The organism is Candidatus Obscuribacterales bacterium, from assembly GCA_036703605.1.
Lineage (GTDB): Bacteria > Cyanobacteriota > Cyanobacteriia > RECH01 > RECH01 > RECH01.
Genome location: DATNRH010000920.1, coordinates 1 through 19,315, shown reverse-complemented (window position 1 = coordinate 19,315; position 19,315 = coordinate 1). Strand labels below are relative to the sequence as shown.

25 protein-coding genes are annotated in these 19,315 nt (G+C 53.5%); 10 read left to right on the top strand and 15 right to left on the bottom strand.

Going from position 1 to position 19,315, the window contains the following annotated elements; translation table 11 throughout:
* Positions 1-222: type II toxin-antitoxin system HicB family antitoxin (locus tag V6D20_18945; GenBank protein ID HEY9817858.1), on the top strand; the 222-nt coding region annotated here is incomplete at its 5' end.
* A gap of 66 nt (positions 223-288) precedes the next feature.
* Here the strand turns inward: V6D20_18945 and lgt are convergent.
* The 3 genes from lgt to crtH all read right to left on the bottom strand — a co-directional run bounded on the left by lgt (position 289) and on the right by crtH (position 3,229).
* Positions 289-1,140, bottom strand: coding sequence for a prolipoprotein diacylglyceryl transferase (gene lgt / locus V6D20_18940; protein HEY9817857.1), 852 nt, complete (start codon positions 1,138-1,140; stop codon positions 289-291).
* Positions 1,140-1,571, bottom strand: coding sequence for a bacteriohemerythrin (locus tag V6D20_18935; protein ID HEY9817856.1), 432 nt, complete (start codon positions 1,569-1,571; stop codon positions 1,140-1,142). Before V6D20_18935 ends, lgt begins: the two co-directional genes overlap by 1 nt.
* Before the next feature lie 98 nt (positions 1,572-1,669).
* Positions 1,670-3,229, bottom strand: a complete 1,560-nt coding sequence (gene crtH, locus V6D20_18930; GenBank protein ID HEY9817855.1) for a carotenoid isomerase — start codon at positions 3,227-3,229, stop codon at positions 1,670-1,672.
* Positions 3,230-3,809: 580 nt separating this feature from the next.
* Between crtH and upp the strand changes: the two genes are divergently transcribed.
* The 3 genes from upp (at position 3,810) to V6D20_18915 (ending at position 5,356) form a co-directional block, all read left to right on the top strand.
* Complete coding sequence (gene upp / locus V6D20_18925; protein HEY9817854.1) at positions 3,810-4,463, top strand: uracil phosphoribosyltransferase; 654 nt, start codon at positions 3,810-3,812, stop codon at positions 4,461-4,463.
* A 117-nt stretch (positions 4,464-4,580) separates the two neighbouring features.
* Entirely contained in the window at positions 4,581-4,910 is a 330-nt protein-coding gene (locus tag V6D20_18920; GenBank protein HEY9817853.1) for a hypothetical protein, read from the top strand.
* Between the two features lie 173 nt (positions 4,911-5,083).
* A complete protein-coding gene (locus tag V6D20_18915) occupies positions 5,084-5,356 on the top strand; it encodes a YggT family protein (GenBank protein ID HEY9817852.1) in 273 nt (90 codons plus the stop codon).
* Between the two features lie 46 nt (positions 5,357-5,402).
* On the opposite strand, the gene V6D20_18910 is transcribed toward V6D20_18915, so the two are convergent.
* The 3 genes from V6D20_18910 to V6D20_18900 all read right to left on the bottom strand — a co-directional run bounded on the left by V6D20_18910 (position 5,403) and on the right by V6D20_18900 (position 8,547).
* Positions 5,403-6,506 carry an EAL domain-containing protein gene (locus V6D20_18910; GenBank protein ID HEY9817851.1) on the bottom strand — a complete coding sequence of 368 codons (1,104 nt, stop codon included), beginning with the start codon at positions 6,504-6,506 and terminating at the stop codon, positions 5,403-5,405.
* Positions 6,507-6,866: 360 nt separating this feature from the next.
* Positions 6,867-7,232 (bottom strand): DUF6464 family protein, encoded by a 366-nt coding sequence (locus V6D20_18905; GenBank protein HEY9817850.1) that lies wholly within the window; start codon positions 7,230-7,232, stop codon positions 6,867-6,869.
* A gap of 106 nt (positions 7,233-7,338) precedes the next feature.
* Positions 7,339-8,547: an argininosuccinate synthase gene (locus tag V6D20_18900; protein HEY9817849.1), complete on the bottom strand. Its 1,209-nt coding sequence runs from the start codon at positions 8,545-8,547 to the stop codon at positions 7,339-7,341.
* Between the two features lie 356 nt (positions 8,548-8,903).
* Here V6D20_18900 and V6D20_18895 point away from each other — a divergent pair, with 356 nt between their 5' ends.
* The 3 genes from V6D20_18895 to V6D20_18885 all read left to right on the top strand — a co-directional run bounded on the left by V6D20_18895 (position 8,904) and on the right by V6D20_18885 (position 10,969).
* Positions 8,904-9,626, top strand: coding sequence for a pyridoxine 5'-phosphate synthase (locus tag V6D20_18895; GenBank protein ID HEY9817848.1), 723 nt, complete (start codon positions 8,904-8,906; stop codon positions 9,624-9,626).
* A 115-nt stretch (positions 9,627-9,741) separates the two neighbouring features.
* Positions 9,742-10,071 (top strand): MgPME-cyclase complex family protein, encoded by a 330-nt coding sequence (locus tag V6D20_18890; GenBank protein ID HEY9817847.1) that lies wholly within the window; start codon positions 9,742-9,744, stop codon positions 10,069-10,071.
* 58 nt (positions 10,072-10,129) lie between these two features.
* The gene (locus V6D20_18885; protein ID HEY9817846.1) at positions 10,130-10,969 is read left to right on the top strand and encodes a hypothetical protein; all 840 of its coding nucleotides are present in this window, start codon (positions 10,130-10,132) and stop codon (positions 10,967-10,969) included.
* A 322-nt stretch (positions 10,970-11,291) separates the two neighbouring features.
* Here the strand turns inward: V6D20_18885 and V6D20_18880 are convergent, their stop codons facing one another.
* The 8 genes from V6D20_18880 to V6D20_18845 form a co-directional block, all read right to left on the bottom strand.
* Positions 11,292-11,813, bottom strand: a complete 522-nt coding sequence (locus tag V6D20_18880; protein HEY9817845.1) for a YceD family protein — start codon at positions 11,811-11,813, stop codon at positions 11,292-11,294.
* A gap of 37 nt (positions 11,814-11,850) precedes the next feature.
* A complete protein-coding gene (locus V6D20_18875) occupies positions 11,851-12,336 on the bottom strand; it encodes a R3H domain-containing nucleic acid-binding protein (GenBank protein HEY9817844.1) in 486 nt (161 codons plus the stop codon).
* A 9-nt stretch (positions 12,337-12,345) separates the two neighbouring features.
* Positions 12,346-13,575, bottom strand: a complete 1,230-nt coding sequence (gene yidC, locus V6D20_18870; GenBank protein HEY9817843.1) for a membrane protein insertase YidC — start codon at positions 13,573-13,575, stop codon at positions 12,346-12,348.
* Between the two features lie 182 nt (positions 13,576-13,757).
* Positions 13,758-14,156, bottom strand: coding sequence for a PH domain-containing protein (locus tag V6D20_18865; GenBank protein HEY9817842.1), 399 nt, complete (start codon positions 14,154-14,156; stop codon positions 13,758-13,760).
* Complete coding sequence (gene rnpA, locus V6D20_18860; GenBank protein ID HEY9817841.1) at positions 14,128-14,514, bottom strand: ribonuclease P protein component; 387 nt, start codon at positions 14,512-14,514, stop codon at positions 14,128-14,130. The genes V6D20_18865 and rnpA overlap by 29 nt, the downstream gene beginning before the upstream one ends.
* Before the next feature lie 369 nt (positions 14,515-14,883).
* Positions 14,884-15,021 (bottom strand): 50S ribosomal protein L34, encoded by a 138-nt coding sequence (rpmH, locus tag V6D20_18855; GenBank protein ID HEY9817840.1) that lies wholly within the window; start codon positions 15,019-15,021, stop codon positions 14,884-14,886.
* A 160-nt stretch (positions 15,022-15,181) separates the two neighbouring features.
* Complete coding sequence (locus V6D20_18850) at positions 15,182-15,721, bottom strand: DUF2808 domain-containing protein (protein HEY9817839.1); 540 nt, start codon at positions 15,719-15,721, stop codon at positions 15,182-15,184.
* Between the two features lie 206 nt (positions 15,722-15,927).
* Positions 15,928-16,494: an SRPBCC family protein gene (locus tag V6D20_18845; protein HEY9817838.1), complete on the bottom strand. Its 567-nt coding sequence runs from the start codon at positions 16,492-16,494 to the stop codon at positions 15,928-15,930.
* A gap of 333 nt (positions 16,495-16,827) precedes the next feature.
* Between V6D20_18845 and V6D20_18840 the strand changes: the two genes are divergently transcribed.
* The gene (locus V6D20_18840) at positions 16,828-16,968 is read left to right on the top strand and encodes a hypothetical protein (GenBank protein HEY9817837.1); all 141 of its coding nucleotides are present in this window, start codon (positions 16,828-16,830) and stop codon (positions 16,966-16,968) included.
* On the opposite strand, the gene V6D20_18835 is transcribed toward V6D20_18840, so the two are convergent.
* On the bottom strand, positions 16,965-17,801 hold the full coding sequence (locus V6D20_18835) for a hypothetical protein (protein ID HEY9817836.1): 837 nt from the start codon (positions 17,799-17,801) through the stop codon (positions 16,965-16,967). The genes V6D20_18840 and V6D20_18835 overlap by 4 nt on opposite strands.
* Positions 17,802-18,000: 199 nt before the next feature.
* Here V6D20_18835 and V6D20_18830 point away from each other — a divergent pair, with 199 nt between their 5' ends.
* A complete protein-coding gene (locus tag V6D20_18830) occupies positions 18,001-18,516 on the top strand; it encodes a M67 family metallopeptidase (protein ID HEY9817835.1) in 516 nt (171 codons plus the stop codon).
* Between the two features lie 79 nt (positions 18,517-18,595).
* A partial coding sequence (gene moeB / locus V6D20_18825) for a molybdopterin-synthase adenylyltransferase MoeB (GenBank protein ID HEY9817834.1) occupies positions 18,596-19,315 on the top strand: 720 nt, incomplete at its 3' end.

Below are 19,315 nucleotides of genomic sequence, written 5' to 3'. Positions count from 1 at the left end.
ACGAGCTACTATACGATCCTGATTCAGTGGTCAGAAGACGACCAATGCTACGTGGTTAGCCTGCCAGAATGGGGCGAATTTTGCCACACCCACGGCACCACCTACGCCGAAGCACTGGCCAATGCTCAGGCCGTCCTGGAGTTGCTGATCACCTCAGCGCAAGACAACAATGAACCGCTTCCACCCCCTCACTTGTTTGGTCGTTCCTTGCAAATGGCTTGAAGGGATCCCTTCTGGCGGGATAGGCGGATTAGCTTTTTGATGTCCGCCAGCGGCTAGGTTACGGGGTTACGACACTGGGGGATTTTGAGTATCGGGGAGCGATCGCTTTAGACCATACAGCCACACCAGTCCAACGACGCCCAACGCAATCCCCGTCAAGCTCACCACCTGCGCCACCCTCAGCGGCCCCAGCATGAGGCTATCCAGCCGCAGTGCCTCAATCCACACCCGACCCAGACTATAGGCCACCGCATAGACCAAAAAGATCGTGCCGCGCTTCAGCCGTCCCGGATGGCGCAATCCCCAGACAAACAGACCCAGCAAAATAGCCAAAACTCCCAAGTTCCACAGAGATTCGTAGAGAAACGTGGGATGGTAGTAGGCCACATCGGCCAGGCCCGGAGGGCGCTGGGCCGGGGGAATATACAGCCGCCAAGGCACATCCGTGGGCCGGCCAAAGGCTTCGGAGTTGAAAAAATTGCCCCAGCGACCCAGGGCCTGGCCCAAGATCAGCGACGGGGCCACCACATCTGCCAATTGCCAAAAGGAGAGCCGATTGCGCCGGGCAAACAGCAGAGTGGCGATCGCCCCCCCTAGGATTGCGCCATGAATCGCAATGCCCCCCTGCCAAATTGCCAGCACCCGCCAGGGGTGTTCCGCATAGCGCGACCACTCAAAGGCCACGTAGTAGAGCCGTGCCCCCGGAATGGCTCCGCAGACCAGCCAAATGGCCAACTCGCCAATCTGGTCGGAGGTCAACCCAAACTGTTTACCCAACCGCTGCGCCAACGACATGCCGATAATCAGCGCCGTGGCAATCAGCAGCCCATACCAGCGTATGGCGATCGGGCCCAGCTCAAAGGCGATGGAACCGGGGGAGGCCAACTGGGCCAGAGGGGATAGCCAAGGGATGATCATCAGTGGTTTAGGGTAGGTTGCAACAGGGTCTGGTTCTGGGCCTGCAAAAAGCGAATCATGCTTTGGTCTTCGCCGCGAATGTGGTGGGCGAGCCATTCGGTTAGGCAGTCCGTCACCTCGGAGCCTAGAACCGCTTCGTCTCGCTCCAGGCGGCTGATTAAGCTGTTCACCTTGGCCAGCAAGTTATCATGCACCTGCTTATGGCGGGCATAGCCGGGGTATTGGTGATCTTGCATCAGGGCTTCTTCGTGGCGGAAGTGCTCCACCGTATGGGTCGCCATGGTGGTTAATAAATCCCGTAGTTCCAAGAGCGGGGCGGATCGTTCTAGGGCATGGTGCAGGTCATTCACCATGTCAAACAAGCTGCGATGTTCGCGATCGATGCGATCGTCTCCTGTGCAGTAATCGTTATGCCAGTGGGCAATGGTCATCGTGATTTTCGGTTGATGCAATACGTTAGGTAAGCTTTTGCAGTTTACCGCTGCCGGCCTACCTCTGAGTGATAAGAGTATTGACGAGATGGATTATCCTAAAAGCCTAGATCTACCGCCACCCGATGCCCACAGGCAAAGCCGGAAAACGCCACCGCATTCAGCCCCTGTCCTGGAAAGGTACTATCTCCCACGCAGTACAGCCCCGGAATTGATGTGCGGTTAAACGGCATCCCCAATAGACCCAGGAGTTTCTTGGAGGGAATCGGGCCGTAGGTGCCATCGTCTCGTCCCAGGAAGCGACGGTGGGTGCGGGGGGTGCCGATTTCTTGATAGTCCAAGGCGGCGGAAAGACCGGGGAAAATGGTTTCCAAGCGCTGGATCATATCGGCAGCGATCGCTTCTTTCTTGGCCTCGTAGTCACTGGGTGATAGTCCTTGCCAATCTTCAATCCAGCAGGGGGTGAAGCTATGGAAAATGTGGTGCCCCGGCGGTGCGAGGTCGGGATCCAGCAGGGTGGGGATGGACAGAAATAGGGTGCCGTAGGCGTCTTCCATCTGCTGCCAGTCGTCCACGATGATGTGATGGCAGTCGGCATCGGCGGGAACCACATCGGCTCTGACGCCCAGGTGTAAACTCAGGAAACTGGGAGACTTGCGATAGCGCTGCTGCCAGCGGGCTTCTTTGGGTGGCAGGGGCGTGGCGGGCATCAGTTTTTCGAAGGTGTCCCAGCGGGTAGCGTTGGAGACGATGCGCTTCGCCCGCAGCACCTCTCCTGAGGCTAGGCGTACACCTACGGCCCGGCCTTGCTCTACAACAATCTCGTTGACCCTGGCTCGATACAGAATGCGGCTACCGGCTTTCTCTAGCCCTTCCACTAACTTCTCGGCAATTTTGCCCACGCCGCCTTTGGGGTAGTTGATGCCGCCATAGTGGCGATCGCTAAACACCATGCCCGCGTTGATCATCGGTGTTAGATCGGCGGGTACGACTGACCAGCAGTAGCATTCAATGTCAATGAACTTCAGCAGCACCGGATCGCTAATGTAACGGCGGGCAATATCGCCCACATTTTGGGGCAGATACTTCACCAAGCCCAGGCAGGCGAAGGGATGCTGAAAAAATACGCGGGTGAGGTAGCCCAGTTCTTCGAGGGACAGCAGCTCCATGGCGTTGAGGCAGTTGAAGACCGCCCAGCATTCGTCGTAGAAGCGGCGAATACCCTGAGCTTCGTGGGGAAAGGCCTGGGTGAGTTCTTGGATGAAGGCTTCGTAGTCGCGATGGACGCGGATCTTGAGCTGGTCGGGCAGATGGTAATGGATCTGCACCGGGTCGGGAATGGTTTCTAGGCTCATGCCCACGGCCTCTAGGGCGCGGGTGAGCAGGTTGGTGGTGCCGCGATCGCCAAACCCAAAAATCATCGATGCGCCGACGTCAAACCGATAGCCTTGGCGTTCAAAATAGCCAGCACTGCCACCGGGAATCAGGTAGCGCTCTAGCACCAGCACCTTCGCGCCCTTGGCAGCTAGCTGGGTGGCCGTCACCAATCCGCCAATCCCAGAGCCAACCACAATCACATCAAAAGTTTCCTGAGCGATCGCCTCCAGAGACAGACCGGCTTCAAGGGCATCGGAGGGGGGCTGAACCGCATCTGACATGACCGACATAGATACCAATTCCCGCAATGTTTAAAGACTCACCCAATCTAGTGTATCGGGGATTGATGGCGGGGATAGCGGTCGTCCTACCCAAAACTAGGCAAAAAAATGTGGGACTAGCCTGCTAACTAATCCCACCTGCCGATTCCTCGAGAGGAGAACACTATGAAATTACTATAGAGCTTGTTGAAAATAATTGTCAATACTAAAGGCAATTATTTTTTGGAAATACTGGGCGGGGTGGTGGCAGATGATGATCAACACTAGTCCGGCTTGCTGATCATACCGCCTTTGGTTGGTAAGGCTGAAGGTTTTCTCAGAAACTAGCGGGACTTCATGGGCGATGATCTCCCCTGGCGAGCTGGGCAGTCGGGAGTCAGAAGGCGATCGCTCGCTAGCCCAGAAGACAATGACTATTAAAATCTTCTCTCAATAAGTTGGGGGATAGGCCGGCTGCCGGAACCTGAGCTGGCTGAACTATCTGGAAAGGGAACAGGGTATGATATGGCAGATTTCCGACCTGCCTACGGGCGATCGGAACTGCGATCTAGACTCCATCTCCACGCCGATCTAAGACACTATGACTCTGCAACTCCGGGTTTATGTTCCCCCCCATCCCTTAATTCAGCATTGGCTAGCGGTGGCCCGCGATCAGGGTACGCCATCGATGCTATTCCGCAGTGCGATGACCGAGCTAGGACGCTGGCTCACCTACGAGGCTATCCGCGATTGGTTGCCGACCCTCGATGCTCAGGTGCAAACGCCCTTGGCTTCCTGCCCGGCTACGTTCATTAATCCTGAGGTGCCCGTAGCGGTCATCCCCATTTTGCGGGCGGGGCTGTCGATGCTGGATGGAGCTCAGTCTCTATTGCCCTTGGCATCCATCTACCACATTGGTCTGGCCCGAAACGAAGAAACCCTCGAACCCAGTTGGTATCTCAACAAATTGCCGGAGCGGTTTGATCCTAATACCCGCGTGCTGATTCCAGAACCCATGCTGGCGACCGGCGGCACGAGTATGACGGTGATGGCAGAACTGGTGAAGCGAGGGGTGAATCCTGAGTGGGTGCGGTTTATCTCTGTGGTGGTTGCTCCCACGGCGCTGCAAAAGCTGAGCGCGGAATATGCGTCCTTAAAAATCTTTACCGCCGCCATTGATGAGCGTCTGAATGACTACGGTTTTATTGTTCCAGGGCTAGGTGATGCGGGCGATCGCACCTTTGGAACGGAGTAGGCACCATAGGCAGCGGTAACACCCTGTTCTAGGATAGGGCTAGCTGCTGGGTCAATCCCATTGCTTGTTGTCGTGACCCAACCGTCATCTCTAGGCGTTGCCATATAGGAGTTTAAGATGAGTCAGTCTGATAATTTTTTGGGTGGTTTTTTGCTGGGGAGTATCCTCGGTGGCGTTGTGGGTGGAGTGTTGGGTGTGGTGGTTGCCTCGCGTCTATCCAGCAATGAGACAGAGGACAAGACGTTTAAACCCCTTGATGACAAAGCACGTAAACGCCGCTTGGCTGCACCCACGGAGGAAAGTATTGAGATGGCACGACGTGGCCTAGAAGACAAAATTGCTCAGCTCAACGATGCCATCGATGATGTACGTCAACAACTGAGCAGTGTGGATGGCAATGGCCAGGCTGATGCTGCCGATAATGCGATCGCCTCCGACTCCAACTAACCGGCTTGACCTTATCGATGGGTTAACCATCGTTTTGGCAGGCTTGTTCGATCACACTGGTGTGATAACAGAGGGTCACCGCTTCATGGTCTGACTCCGCAGTCGGTCTATCTTCCGTTAAACTAGAAGACATCAACAGTCACAACCTTTCCATCACGTAAGCATAGAGAGATATGAGTCAACTAATCGCCACGTCTCTAATTAATTTCCTAAACTTCTACACCGCACTTCTATTCATCCGCATTCTGCTAACCTGGTTCCCCACCATCGACTGGAGCAACCCGCTGTTGGCGGCGCTGCAGCAGATCACCGATCCGTTTCTCAATGTCTTTCGCTCCTTCATTCCGCCCCTAGGCATGATTGACATCTCGCCCATGCTGGCGATTCTGGCGCTGCAGCTTGTGCGCGGTCTGTTCATTTCCTATGCCGGCCCAGCCATGCTTTAGTCAACGGTTGCCAGATGCACTTGGGGCGATCGCCTTCTAGATCTCTCTAAAGATGGTTTGCCTGCTGACATTTTTTCAGAAACTTGCCCATCTCGGATGCCTCTAGGGGTTCCGAGAAGAGAAATCCCTGGCCGTAAGTGCAGCGTAGGGATTTAAGCTGGGCAAGCTGCATCGGGGTCTCGATACCTTCGGCGATCGTGTCTAGACCAAGATTCCAAGCCAACATCAGGATGGTGCGCACCAGTTCCACCTGCTCTCCATCCACGTCAATGTGGTTGAGAAAAGATCGATCAATCTTCAGGGTATCCATCGGAAAGCGGTAGAGGTAGCTCAAGGATGAGTAGCCTGTCCCGAAGTCGTCAATGGATAACTTGACGCCCATCTGATTGAGCTGCTCCAGCAACTCTACAGCAAGCTGAGCATCCTTCATCAGGGTGGTTTCGGTGACTTCCAGCTTAAGGTTTTTGGCGGGTAGTCCGGTGCGATCCAAAACAGATTGAACCCACGTAACCAGATTGGGCTGGCAAAACTGTTGACCGGATAGATTGACGCTAACCACCAGCGATCGGGCGATCGGGTAATGCTGCTGCCACCATTTCATTTGCCGACAGGCTTCTTCTAGCACCCAGGCATCAATGACGGCTGTTAGATCGGTTGTTTCCACTAGGGGCATAAACTGCACTGGCGATCGCTCCCCATCTGTAGGATGTCGCCATCGAATCAGGGCTTCAAATCCAACGAGGTCTTCACTGGTTAGCAGCACGATGGGCTGATAGCAGAGGCGAAACTCTTGTCGCTGGATCGCTTGCTGTAAGTCCGCATAGAGCTGTGCATCATGGGGACTGACTTGGGAGGCAGCATGGGGTTCTGGTGCCGCTAGCTCAGGGCTAGAATCTTTCTTGTTGGCGGTAGTGACTACAAGCTGAATGGGCGTGGGGCGGAAGCGATCGCGCCTCATGAGCCAGATGATATAGAGACAACTGAACCCGATCCAGCTTAGGTCGGTCAATGCTTGAACAAAGCCATGACGGCTGGGCTGCTGCAGCATCCAGGCAAGGAGGCGATCGCTGCCGAGCAACCAGGCACTGCTGGCGATCGCATAGAGCACAACGGATGTGAAGAGGGAGAAACGTGATCTATCGTGGTGCATCTAGGTGAGGAACATCCAGCGGTAAGCGCAGGAACCAGGGTATAGACCTTGCTTCCATCATGAACTACAAGAATAACTGGTTAGAACCCGGGGAGTTATGGGGGCATTCCCATACTTATTTCGTTTCCCACGATCCACACCTTCCGTCCTGGATACGCCAGTAGGGTTGACGCTCAATATCCCTGTATCCTCAAAAGGTGGACATTGCCCACCTTACTTACCAGGGATCCAAGGTTATACGAGTAAGCTCGACAGATTCTATAGAAAGCTCGCTTTCTAGTCCTGTTTCTCGATGGGTTGTAGAGGCATCCCTAGCGCTGCTAAGGCATCCCTAGCTTCTCTCAACATAACAAACTTCCATCAAGATTGACCGATGGCAGGCTCATAAAACCGACAGCCATGACAGGGTCCAGATGGAGATACAGCGCAGCGCACAAGTTCTGAGCCGGCATGAAAGCGGCAGGTAGCATCACCTAGCGTCCAGCGCCCGTTCACCCAAGATTTCTCATCGGGGCGAGGGCTAGCTTGAACGGATAGGACAATGGTGTGAAGCTGATATCGCCCGTCTCGCAGATGGTAGCGATGCCGTCGCTCTAATACGGTGTAGGTTTTCCCTGCTACTTCTAGGCATGAGCCAGGCTGAGGATGTCCCTCTAAGATCACACACTCTAGGGTTTCGTGGGAATGACTCAGAATGATCTCTGTGGGCAGAGAGTCTTGCTCCATAGCGATCCATCGCTGCTTACATCTCAGCATCCTAGCGCATTTAGATCATTTGCAGCCCCAGCATGAGTGCTCCGTGGATGACCGGTGCTGGGACTGCGATCGCCCCCTAGGGGGTTTGGCGGAGCTTTTGAGACCATACCCGCGTGGGCAGACCCCATACGTAGATGAACCCTTCTGCTGCCTTGTGATCAAACTGATCATCGGCACCGTAGGTTGCTAGGTCAGGTGTATAGAGGGAGGTTTCGGCTTGGCGAGCCACCACGGTGGCTGTGCCTTTAAACAGCTTCACCCGCACCTTCCCGGTCACCCGCGTTTGGGTTTGTTGAATAAAGGCGTCTAGGGCCAGCTTCAAGGGGCTATACCACAGACCGTTGTAGACCAACTGGGAGTAGGTCTCTTCGATGCCGCGCTTGTAGTGGCTGACATCGGCGGTGAGCACCAAGCTTTCGAGATCGCGGTGCGCTTGAATGAGGACAATCAACGCCGGAGCTTCATAGATCTCCCGCGATTTGATGCCGACGAGGCGGTTTTCGATCATGTCAATCCGACCAACGCCATGGCGGCCCACGGTCTCGTTCAGTTGGCTGATCAGCTCAACCGGTGCGAGGGGGGTGTCGTTAAGCGCGGTGGGTAGACCTTGCTCGAAGCTGATGTCCACATACTCCGGTTCGTCGGGGGTGTTGGCGATCGCTTGGGTGAGCAGATAGATTTCTTCAAGGGGCTCGTGCCAAGGATCTTCCAGCGGCCCAGCTTCAATACTGCGACCCAGTAGGTTGCGATCGATGCTGTAGGGCGAAGACTTTTTCACCGGCGATTCAATGCCATAGCGCTCACCATAGGCAATGGTCTCTTCGCGGCTCATGCCCCATTCCCGAGCTGGCGCTAGCACTTTGATATCGGGGTTTAAGGCAGCGATCGCCACGTCAAACCGCACTTGGTCATTGCCCTTACCGGTACAGCCATGGGCGACCGCATCAGCCCCATACTCCGCCGCCACTTCCACCAATCGCTTGGCAATCAATGGGCGAGCTAGTGCAGTAGATAACGGATAGCGATTTTCATAGAGGGCATTGGCTTGAATAGAGGGAAAGGCATAATGTTCAATAAATTCTGTCGTGAGATCCGCCACGAGTGATTCGTTGGCCCCAGACTTGAGCGCTTTCACCCGAATTGGTTCTAGCTCATCTCCCTGACCTAGATCGGCTGCTAGGGTAATGACTTCCTCAACCCCCCACTCATGTTTGAGGTAGGGAATACATACGGAGGTATCAACCCCACCTGAATAGGCCAGTACAACTTTTTTGGCGCGCCCCATGATTTTTACGGTATTGAACGACTAAACCTCTATTATGCGGGTACGGAACGGCTTTTCTCACGACTCTCCCCGGAAAACTTAGTTGTGAAACCTTGATGTTTGTCGTCCTGTCCGCTGGAATTTTGGATGGCGATCGCCATCCTATCGAATTCTCCGTTGCTATGTGGGATCGATCTCCTGGTAAATAGGGCAACAACCCCCTGCTGAGTCGGGTAAGATGGCAAATGTGCAGTTTATCCAAAGCCTAGGCTTTATACCCTAGACATGGCAAACCTCAAGGATTGAGGTCATGCTTCCCCACGGATGTTCTGCAGTCACTCTACGCAATTAGGATCTACGCAATTAGGAGAACCATCTTGCCTACCTTGGGGGTTAACATCGACCACATTGCCACCCTTCGTCAAGCGCGACGCACGGTGGAGCCTGATCCAGTGGCGGCGGCGGTGCTGGCAGAACTGGCTGGGGCCGATGGCATTACAGTCCATCTTCGGGAAGATCGGAGACATATCCAAGATCGGGATGTACGTCTGCTGCGTCAAACGGTGAGAACCCATCTGAACTTGGAGATGGCTGCCACAGAGGAGATGGTGGCGATCGCTCTTGACATCCAGCCCGATTATGTCACCCTGGTTCCTGAACGGCGGCAAGAGGTGACCACCGAAGGCGGGCTAGATATTGCTGGGCAGCAAGATCGCATGGCCCAGGTGGTTGAAGCCCTACAGCAGGCAGGCATTCCCGTCAGTCTCTTTATTGATGCGGATCCAGCCCAAATCGACGCTTCAGCAGCGGTGCAGGCGCAGTTTATCGAACTGCACACGGGTCGCTATGCTGAGGCTCACCACGAGGCGGAGCGGGCTCATGAGCTGTCCCTGTTGGCGGCGGGGTGTCAGCGGGCGATCGCGGCCGGGCTGCGAGTGAATGCCGGTCATGGGCTCACTTACTGGAACACCTACCCCGTTGCTTGTCTGGAGGGGATGGAAGAACTCAATATTGGGCATACCATCATCAGCCGGGCCGCCTTGGTGGGCCTAGAGCGGGCGGTGCGCGAGATGAAGCAGGTGATGCGCGGTGAATTCTAGGCTTAGTTGGGAGCGATCGCTGCTCCCATGGCTAGGCTTCGTTCTGCTCGTTGGCGTAGGGCGTTGATCCATTCCTATGCATGTTCAAACCACGTTAAATTCACATCTAAAATCCATGGAAACCTACTACTTTGTTTTAGCAAGCGAAAAATTTTTGACCGAAGAAGAACCGTTGGATGAAGTGCTCAAGGAGCGGCATCGCTACTACCAAGAGCAGGAGCGCGAGGTCGATTTTTGGTTGGTGCATCAACCTGCCTTTTTAGATGCGCCGGAGATGGCCACCGTGAAGGCAGCTTGCCCCCAGCCCGCGGCGGCGGTTGTATCGACCAATAAGTCGTTTATCGTCTGGCTCAAGCTGCGCCTTGAGTTTGTGCTGACGGGTGAATTTCAGGCTCCTTCGGAGTCGATTCCCAATCCCCTTGCGTCGTTAGTGGCAGCGTCTTAAACGTTGTCCATAGCAGGCAGCCGGGTGAAACCTACATCCAATCGGGAGGACTGATTCCATGGTCATGCGAACGATGGTGCTTCGAAGCTGGGGGGCAGCGATCGCGATCGCCACGCCCTTGATCATCCAGCTGGGGGCGATCGCCCAATCCTTAGCAGATTGCCAACCCCCAGCCGATGGAGAATATTTGCTATTGGTGGTCAATAACTCGGATGCAACCGAGACCCAGCTCCGGCAAACCCTGCCCCCCAATGCGGAGATCACCCGCTGCCGCTACCTAGAGCAAGATGTGACTCGGGTGGGTGGTTTTACGGAACAGGACACGGCGAATACCTGGGCACAATATTTAACCGATATTGGTGGGCTTGATGTCGTCGTTGCCCGTCCAGCTACGGCAGTAGGGAACGTCGTGGATGATGTGTCGAGCCCGACACCGCCTACCGAGGTTATGCCGGATCAGTCTCCGACAGCTTCTGAATCGACAGCTTCTGAATTGCCAACAGAGTCTCCTGGGCTGAGCGCTGCAGATTTTCCAATGGTGCCGGGCTCGACGAGTCCGGCACCTAGTGTGTCTGCAAGTCCTGCACCCGGACAGGACACTGATGCACCTACAACAGCGGGGCTGGGCTATCGTCCTCAAGCTCTAGGGCGCGGCTATGCTGTTTTAGTGGATTATTTTAATGATCCTAATGTCGCGATCGCTCTTCAAGAGACTTTAGACTCTTCTGTGGGGTTGGTGGTCTATCAACAACGCCCCTACCTGCTCGCGACCCTCACGGCCGATGCAGCGATCGCGGTTTCCGTGCTTCAGAGTGCTGGGGATGCTGGATTTACGACGATGATAGTGAATGGCCAAACGGTGATGTTGCTGACCCCCCAAGTTGCCTTGACGCCGTAAGACAGCGATGAATCCAAAAAGAAAACCCCGAAGCCGTTGGCTTCGAGGTCTGAATCAGGGTGCATCTACCATTCCTTTCTACAGATCTAGGGGATCCCGTCCGGACTGTTCCCTAAAAAGCCTAAGGTTTGTGCCTGTCTTGTCGTTGGTTTAGCTTCTGATGCTCGCTGACCATGACGTTAGAAAAGCATTGATGGATCTGTGCAACGAATAGCTTGAGTCAGATGGAAGAGGACATTCAGAGCTTAGGGGATGTTGAACCCCCGTAGATGGGTTGGGTCTGTATCGCCGCGACGTTAGCCGCTGGGACTCTGAAATTTGCTTAGGATGACTGATCCATTTGGGATTTAAGTTGAGCTAGAGATGCCCAACGATGATCGACTAGCGCCGGAGTGCTCATGGTTTCGAGGGGAATGCCCGCGCAGGATTCATCACACAGTTGCCGATGGGGAAAGGCGAGGCACAGTTGCTCATACAGCCAACTGCCGAGGTCAAAGTATCCCTGAGGCGGGATAGATTCTACCAAATCGTCGAGCAGCGTCTCTTTCTCGACCAAGTTACTGGCTTCATCCTCGGAGCCATCGGATAACCAGATCAGTTCAGAGGCATCGACGGTAAGGCGGTGATTATATTGCTTGAGGCAGCGATCGCAGGTGAGGGTGACAATCGTCTCCGCTTGCGCGCGCACATCGAGATAGGTGGCGTTGTGGGTGACTTGGATGACGCCTTGAACCGGCATCAATGTTTCTAGATCCGGCAGGTATTCCTGAACCTGGGTGACATCTGTACGTTCCGGTGCCCGAAGCAATTGGGGAATGTGAATCGGCTGCAATCGAATGGCCATGTGCCATGCTCCTCACGAACGTCTGTTTAGATCACGCCTACGCCTGACGAACCACTAAACGGCGATCGGGCTCCCGCCCAACACTTTCAGTCTTCAGGTCATCAAACTCTTTCAAGAAGGTATGCACTTGGCGGCGTTCGGCTGATGAGAGCCCGGTCATTTCTGCTGGCTCACCGGTTTGCTGCACCTGAGCAGCGATCGCCTCTGCCATGGCCTGTAGTTCGGCTTGGCGATGGGCGCGATAGCCATCTAGTTCCACCGTATAGGCCTGCTGTTCTGCCTCAGGCTGCCCAAGGTTCAGAATGGTATTAGCTAGATATTGAATGGCATCTAGCCCTAAGCCTTTTTCCCCCACAAGGGATGCAGTTTGCTCTGGCGTAAAGGCTGCTGCATCCATGACCAACCAGCAACTGCTATCCGACGTTAAGCGATCGCGATCGATGGTGACGGTTGCTGGTAGCCCCGCATGGGTCAGCAATGTTTCAAGCCACTCTTGTCCGCGCTGCAGTTGCTGGTCTGTCATATCTGCCCCTTAAGACTTTTTCTTAGACGATCGCTTGCTGTCATTCTTAGGTGTAGAACGCGCTTTGGGGGCTTTAGCCGCCTCAGCAGCATCATCCTTGTTGTCCTTCTTGCCCCGAGTCCCAGGTTCAAAGGGAAGTCGCTCTTTCTCTTCTTCCTGTTTTTCCTGGGCGTCTACAATCTTCTGAAGATTTTCAGGCAAGGGTTCGCGGGACAAAATGAAGGTTTGAGCTGTTTGGAAGATGTTTGCAATCACCATGTACATCAACACCCCAGCCGGTAGCGGGAAGATCAAAAACATCCCTGAGAACAAAATCGGGGTAGCTTTATTCACCGCTGCTTGCTGAGGGTTGGCATTGGCACTACTCTGACCTTGCCCCGATAGCTGTTGGTTGAGATAGAGGCTAAGCCCAAAGAACAACACCATGCCAACGATATCCCAGTGGATTTCGCCGCCATCGCCCACAGCGCCCACCCGTCCGAGAGCTTTGATGAATAGGAAACCTTTATTGGCAGCCAAGCCCGTCAATTTGCCCTGAAGGGTCACTTCGCCGGGATCAAGAGCTTCAATCGTGCCGTCTTCCTTGACGATCACATGTTCTTCACCCTTGGTGACGGTCCACATGGGCGTCACTTCACTATCAGGCTTTTCCGCCAACAATTCCCGCAGAGGCTTGCCTTCTGTAGTTTGGAAATCGACCTTTGTCTTCTCTCCTACAACCAGTCGATTTCCACCGGGAATTAAGGCTGTGATGGGTACGTGGTAGCCATCAACAACATAAATATTTTGAGGTTTCGTGGCATAGACTTGGGGCTGGATCTGCTCAATTTTTTCTTGAGGAAAAATTTGCAGGTCTACGGTGTAGGTGATATCAGCAAACGGTGATCCCCGCAGGGTTGCGAATAGCGCAAAGAGGATGGGCATTTGCAAAAGAACTGGAAAACATCCGGAAAGCGGGTTGCCAAACTCTTTGTACACATCACCCATGGCTTCCCGTTGTTTGACCGGGTCATCCTTGTAGCGCTCTTGCACCTCTTTGACCCGTTTCTGCATCTCTGGTTGGGCCACTCGCATGCGTCGCATACTGCGGATCGAGCCAGCACTCAATGGGTACAGTGCAAATCGAATGACCAGCGTCAGAGCCACGATCGCCAGACCGTAACTGGGCACGATCCCGTAGAAAAAATCTAGGATCGGCAGCATTACGTTGTTGGAGAGAAAACCGATACCAAAATCCATGCTTGCTATACCAACCTAAGTTGCTCTGAATCTAGTCTATTTGAAATCTAAGTGTATTGTAGCGATGCAAGAGGTCATCTCAACCGTACCCATCGAGCTACGGTGATGGGAGGGTTCTTGAGATGGACGACGTTCCGTCAAGCTGTCAAGCTTGTGCGATGGCAGAAACGTTGTTGGATGGCTTATGAAGCAGATTGTGTCTTCGGTGACTTCTTGTCAGCCTTGGCTGCAATCCGTTCGTTCATGTAGTCGTACAGCTCGCGGAACCGGGGAACGGCTTTCATTTCTAGACGGCTACCGTCTTTTAAGGTCACCACCATATCGCCCCAAATGCCCAGTGCGCGGGGGACTTTGACAATTTTAGAAACCTGGGAATAGATCACATCGGAGCGTTCGCGCCCTAGCCAGCCTCCGGTAATGGAGATCCGGCGATCGGTAATGCGATACCGCAACCAAATAGCCCGCACGATCGCCCCCACGGTGAGTGGCAGGCAGATCACGGTAAACCCAAGCAGGATGTTGATGATTAGGTCGCCCACATGGGGCCCACCTTCATACTGCACGTCTTCTCGAATGCCCATCAATGACCTCTGCATGTATCAGCAACTCTTCCAATTCTCTCAGAAATTGCTCATAATCGCACTGAAGCGCTGAGGGATTCACCACAATGACGAGCCACCAACCTCTGGCCACATCAGGCAAAAGATAGCGAAATGCCGCTTTAATTTGCCGCTTGATCCGATTTCGGTTGACGGCTCGCTTGCTGACCTTGTGGCTAATGGATACCCCAAGGCGAGAAGGCTGAGAGCCTTTCTCCGACGTTGTGTCGTGGTGCAGCGCTCTCAGGGTGAGAACCTTGCCCTGACACCGCAGTCCATGCCGATAAACGGTGCTGAAATCTTTACGCTGCCGAAGTCGATACTGGGAAGCAAGAGACACAACAGATATTGACCGCAGTTAATAAGTAAGTGCTGAATTGCTGCAAATCTCTTAGGGGAACTTGGTCAGCTTTTCAGGTTAGACATAACCCATACGCTAACCCAGGCGCCAAGTTGATGGACTAGATAATAGTTAGCCTAGACTTGACTAGGAACCGTAGCACATCACGACTCTAGGAGCCTGATAGCCCTATCAAGTGCCTTGTCTCTTCTGAGATCAGGAGAGGGGCAAAAAAAGCTGTTAAGACCTATCAACTCAAACCAGATAACGGTCATGACCACACAAAACTCTCCCCAGACATTGGTTTGGGGAGAAAATGTGTCCATGATCAAAACTGCCATGGTGTCATTGAAGGCGCCTAAGCAAAGCTTAGACACTCAGGCGAGCACGACCTTTATTTCGTCTAGCCTTGATGACCCGTTGTCCATTCTTTGTCCGCATCCGAGCGCGGAAGCCTGATGTTCTCTTGCGCTTGCGGCTAGTACCGCCGAGAGTACGCTTAGTCATGACGAACCCAACTCTTCTTTAAAATCTGATTCATGCCGGAAGCACAGTCTAACACTATATAAGTTGGGCGTACTTTCGTCAATAGAAGTAGACATGGTCGGGGCGCTGGAAGAGATGGCCTATGCCTACCGTCATCTTGAGGATAGATTTGCGATCGCCCCTAGCCACCCAGGTTGAGAATCCAGGTGCCGACGTAGCGACCCAGGGGTAAATCTCCTGGAGAATAAATCAGCGCGTTGAAGTAGTAAAACCCTGCGCGGGGGTTACGAATGTTGTCTAGGATGACTTCTACGGAGCTATTGGCGGGCACTTCTGCCTGGGGATAGATATCAATGACGCGATTTTCTACATCCCAGTTGGCTTCATCAATAACAACCTCTTCGCCATCGACTTTGACTTCAATGTCAACATTTTCAATATTGAAGTTGATGCGGTAGTTGTCTGGGTAGGTAATGGAAAACCTCGATACGGCGAATTCCATTTTCTCAGGCGGAATTCTCAGTCGATAGCGATCAAAGCGGTTAGAGCGGCCTTGGTTGTCTAGGCGATAGCCCAACTCATAGCCATCGTCAACGCCGCTGAAAATGGTTAGACCTGGCAACCCCTGAGCCATGACTGTGATGGTTGTTCCAGTTAACAAACAGGTGGCGATCGCCGCAGCCGAGAAGAACCGACGAGTCAAACGCTTTACAAGAGACATAAACCTCACCAAACCCTCATAACACTTGAGTAAACATCGATCTATCCATAATGTGAGTCACGCAGTTTGGCATGTTAGAACCCGAACCACCTAGCCAACTGCTAGCTGCATGAACCCTGGTATAGACTCTAGCAGGATCTTGGAAAAACCTGCTGGACAAGTTTAGAGACTGATAGGTCTCTTGTGGTGTTCCTTTGGTTAGTGATTCAAGAACGGCAGAGGACTTGGCGTAGGGTGCGGAGGTTGTTGGGTAGGTCTAAGCGAATTGCTTGCTGGATGAGCAAACTAGGTACCGGAATCGACGGCGTTGCACTGACCCCGTAGGTGAGCAAGGTGCCTGAGCCGAAGTCTTGTAATTTAAGATGGGCATAAAAATCTGAAAAGCTGCCCTGCTCCATGCAAAATTGCACCTGCTGGTGATCGGCCTGCACAATTTCAAAGACGCGTAGATAGATTTCAACTTGCACCTTCAGCAGCAGAAATTCTTTGCGTGCTGCTTGGTAGAGGCGAATAGATTTTGAGAGCCCTGTTTTAGAAAGAACGGCACTCTGGGTCAGATTGGGAAAGTACTCCACCCAGCGAGGGTAGTTGGTGAGATGTTGCCAAACCTCATGACGGATTAAGGGCACATAGATCTGGGCTGTGACCGCACCTCCCCAAGCGCTGTGCGATCGCGCTTCTAGAAGAACCTCGCCGTTGAGTAATGCCGTCTTGCTTACGTCTGTCGCTGACGATGAAGGGGCGTCGTTAGCGTTTATCAGAAATGCAGTCATGAATTCTCACTCAGGTGAATGGATTTGGATCAGTCAACCCGAACATACTCTTTCAAGCTTCCCCGATAGTTCCGTTTTACTCGCCACTTCTTTATAAAAAACTCCGAGAAAATACTAAAACTTAATAACTCTAGGCAAAAATTTATGTCTTTTTCCGTCAAACTACGGACATTCTTGACCTCATTGTGAAAACTTGGCCGATTTTGAAGGCTGTCCTCCCGTAGTTGTTACGGTGTGAACAGCTCTAGAAGCCATGAGCGCCATAGAAGAACGCCATAGAAGGTAGATATGTTACAAACATTGCGGCTTGAAACCAAGATTTTTTTGGGTTGCTTGGCTAGCACTCTAGTGATTTGGATCCTCCGAGGTGTGGGGCTGCTGACGTTTTTGCCAGGGATCATCCTATCGTTGCTGCTGTTGCTATCGATTGGCACGGGGGTTTTATGGGCTCTGCAAGCTATTCGCCGGTTCTAGGGATCCTGCGGCATGGCATTGGGCTCGTTCGGATTAGGTTCGTTTGTGATATCCGACGTGGAGCGATCGCTCTCCTCGTCCGGCAGGGACTCAGAGGCTTCTGGTGCTAGATCGCTAGGGGCTTGTTCCTGAGGTGCTGAAGTGTTGTCCTCGCCTTCGGGTGACGTACTCTCTGACGCGTTTTCAGGCGGTGCACTGGGCTCTAACTCGCTGGGCTCTGACTCACTGGGCTCTGATTCATCCCGTGAGGGTAGAGGCTGGGAAAGTTCTTGGAAACTATCGATCACCCTTTGAAGCTCTTCTCGATGGCTGTCAAATTGCTCCGGTGCTGTCCATGCCAGGATCTGATAGAAGGCATGGCGAGTTTCAATCGTGGTGTGCAGGTAGGTGACGGCTACGCTGTCTAGATGTCCTTGTACCTCCACTTGTCGGGCTCGGTAGGAACCAATGCGTTGCACGGCTGTGGGTGGACTGATGGTGGGTTCCACTAGACGACTGCTAAGGGCCTTGAGGGTGAGGATAGCGTGATCGTTAATGGACAGATCTAAGCGATCGCCGCCTGATGTTTTTAGATCTCTCAATACAATGATGTAAAGCTGTTCAGCTTCATAAGAAACTTGCAGATCAGCATGGTCATGGAGATCGCGTGCGCGCTGCCATCCTTTCGGCAACGTTAACGTAAAGGTGCCATCCATACTGGTCACCGTTTGTCCCTGGGCAAGATTGTCCGATGATGGTGGGGCAGGACTTAGATTTTTCTGTAGGGGTATCCCACACCCCTGCAGCCCGCCTAGGCTGAACAAGGCTGCACCGCCTGTGGAGGCTATTTTCATCCAACAACCCATATCGCTCAACCCACTTTGCGATCGCTCTGCGGGTATGATGATACGTTACTTGGAGCGATCGCACATGGGCTGGCAGAGTGTAATATTTTGCAATAGTTTTCCCCAGACCCGATGTCCTGAGACTCTCGTTCCAGCCTTACAATGAAAAACTGTCGTCTCATGGTTTACGGAAGGGACAAGGGCCGCTGTGCTGCATCTGACCTCTGATCATGCTGAGTTGCTGTTCGACCATGCCCAGCAGACGTACCCAGACGAATGCTGTGGATTGTTGATTGGCATCACGACTCCCGATAGCCAGCGATCGCTGCTAGAGGTGATTCCCACCCGCAATGCTTGGGACATGGACGCTGCTGAACAGATGGCGAATGCTCAGCCGTCCTTGGTTGTTGATCGTCAGCAGGATCAGCGATCGCGCCGATATTGGATTGATCCTCAAGATTTACTGCGGGCCCAGCGCTATGCTCGAACCCTGACCCATCGAGACGGAACCCCCAATTTAATTGGGATTTACCATTCTCACCCCGACCATCCCGCCCGTCCGTCAGAATGCGATCGCCTCTGCGCTTGGCCGGACTATTCTTACATCATCGTTTCAGTTCGCCACGGCATTCCCCAAGACCTTTTATGCTGGAAGTTAGACCCACACCATCAGTTTCAGGCTGAGCCGATCGTCATTCAGTCCAAGGGGGGCGATCGCTCCTAGCTGAACTCTGGGTTGCCCTATCTCGTTTTCGTCTCTTGTCGTTTCCCCATACCCACCACTCACTACCGTTAGATTTGCTATGTTGAACCCGAATCTGGACGACATCCAGCTTAGCCGCGATGAATACGATCGCTACTCTCGCCACCTCATCTTGCCGGAGGTGGGGTTGGAGGGGCAAAAACGGCTCAAGGCTGCCAGCGTGCTCTGTATTGGCACCGGTGGGCTTGGCTCTCCCCTGCTGCTCTATCTAGCTGCTGCGGGCGTTGGGCGCATCGGCATCGTTGATTTTGATATTGTCGATCGCTCTAACCTTCAGCGTCAGGTGATCCACGGCACCTCTTGGGTGGGCAAGCCCAAGATTGCCTCCGCCAAGGATCGGATTTTGGAGATCAACCCCAACTGTCAGGTGGATCTCTACGAAACCCGCCTGAGCGCTGACAATGCCCTCGATATCATCCGTCCCTACGACATTGTGGTGGATGGCACCGACAACTTCCCCACCCGCTACCTGGTGAACGATGCCTGTGTGCTGCTCGACAAGCCCAATGTCTATGGCTCCATCTTCCGCTTTGAAGGGCAGGCTACGGTCTTTAACTATGAGGACGGCCCTAACTATCGCGATTTATATCCCGAACCGCCGCCGCCGGGGCTGGTTCCCTCCTGCGCCGAAGGGGGCGTGTTGGGGATTCTGCCGGGGATCATTGGCGTGATTCAAGCCACGGAAACCATCAAGATTATTTTGGGCAAAGGCACCACCCTCAGCGGCCGCCTGCTGCTGTACAACTCTCTTGATATGACC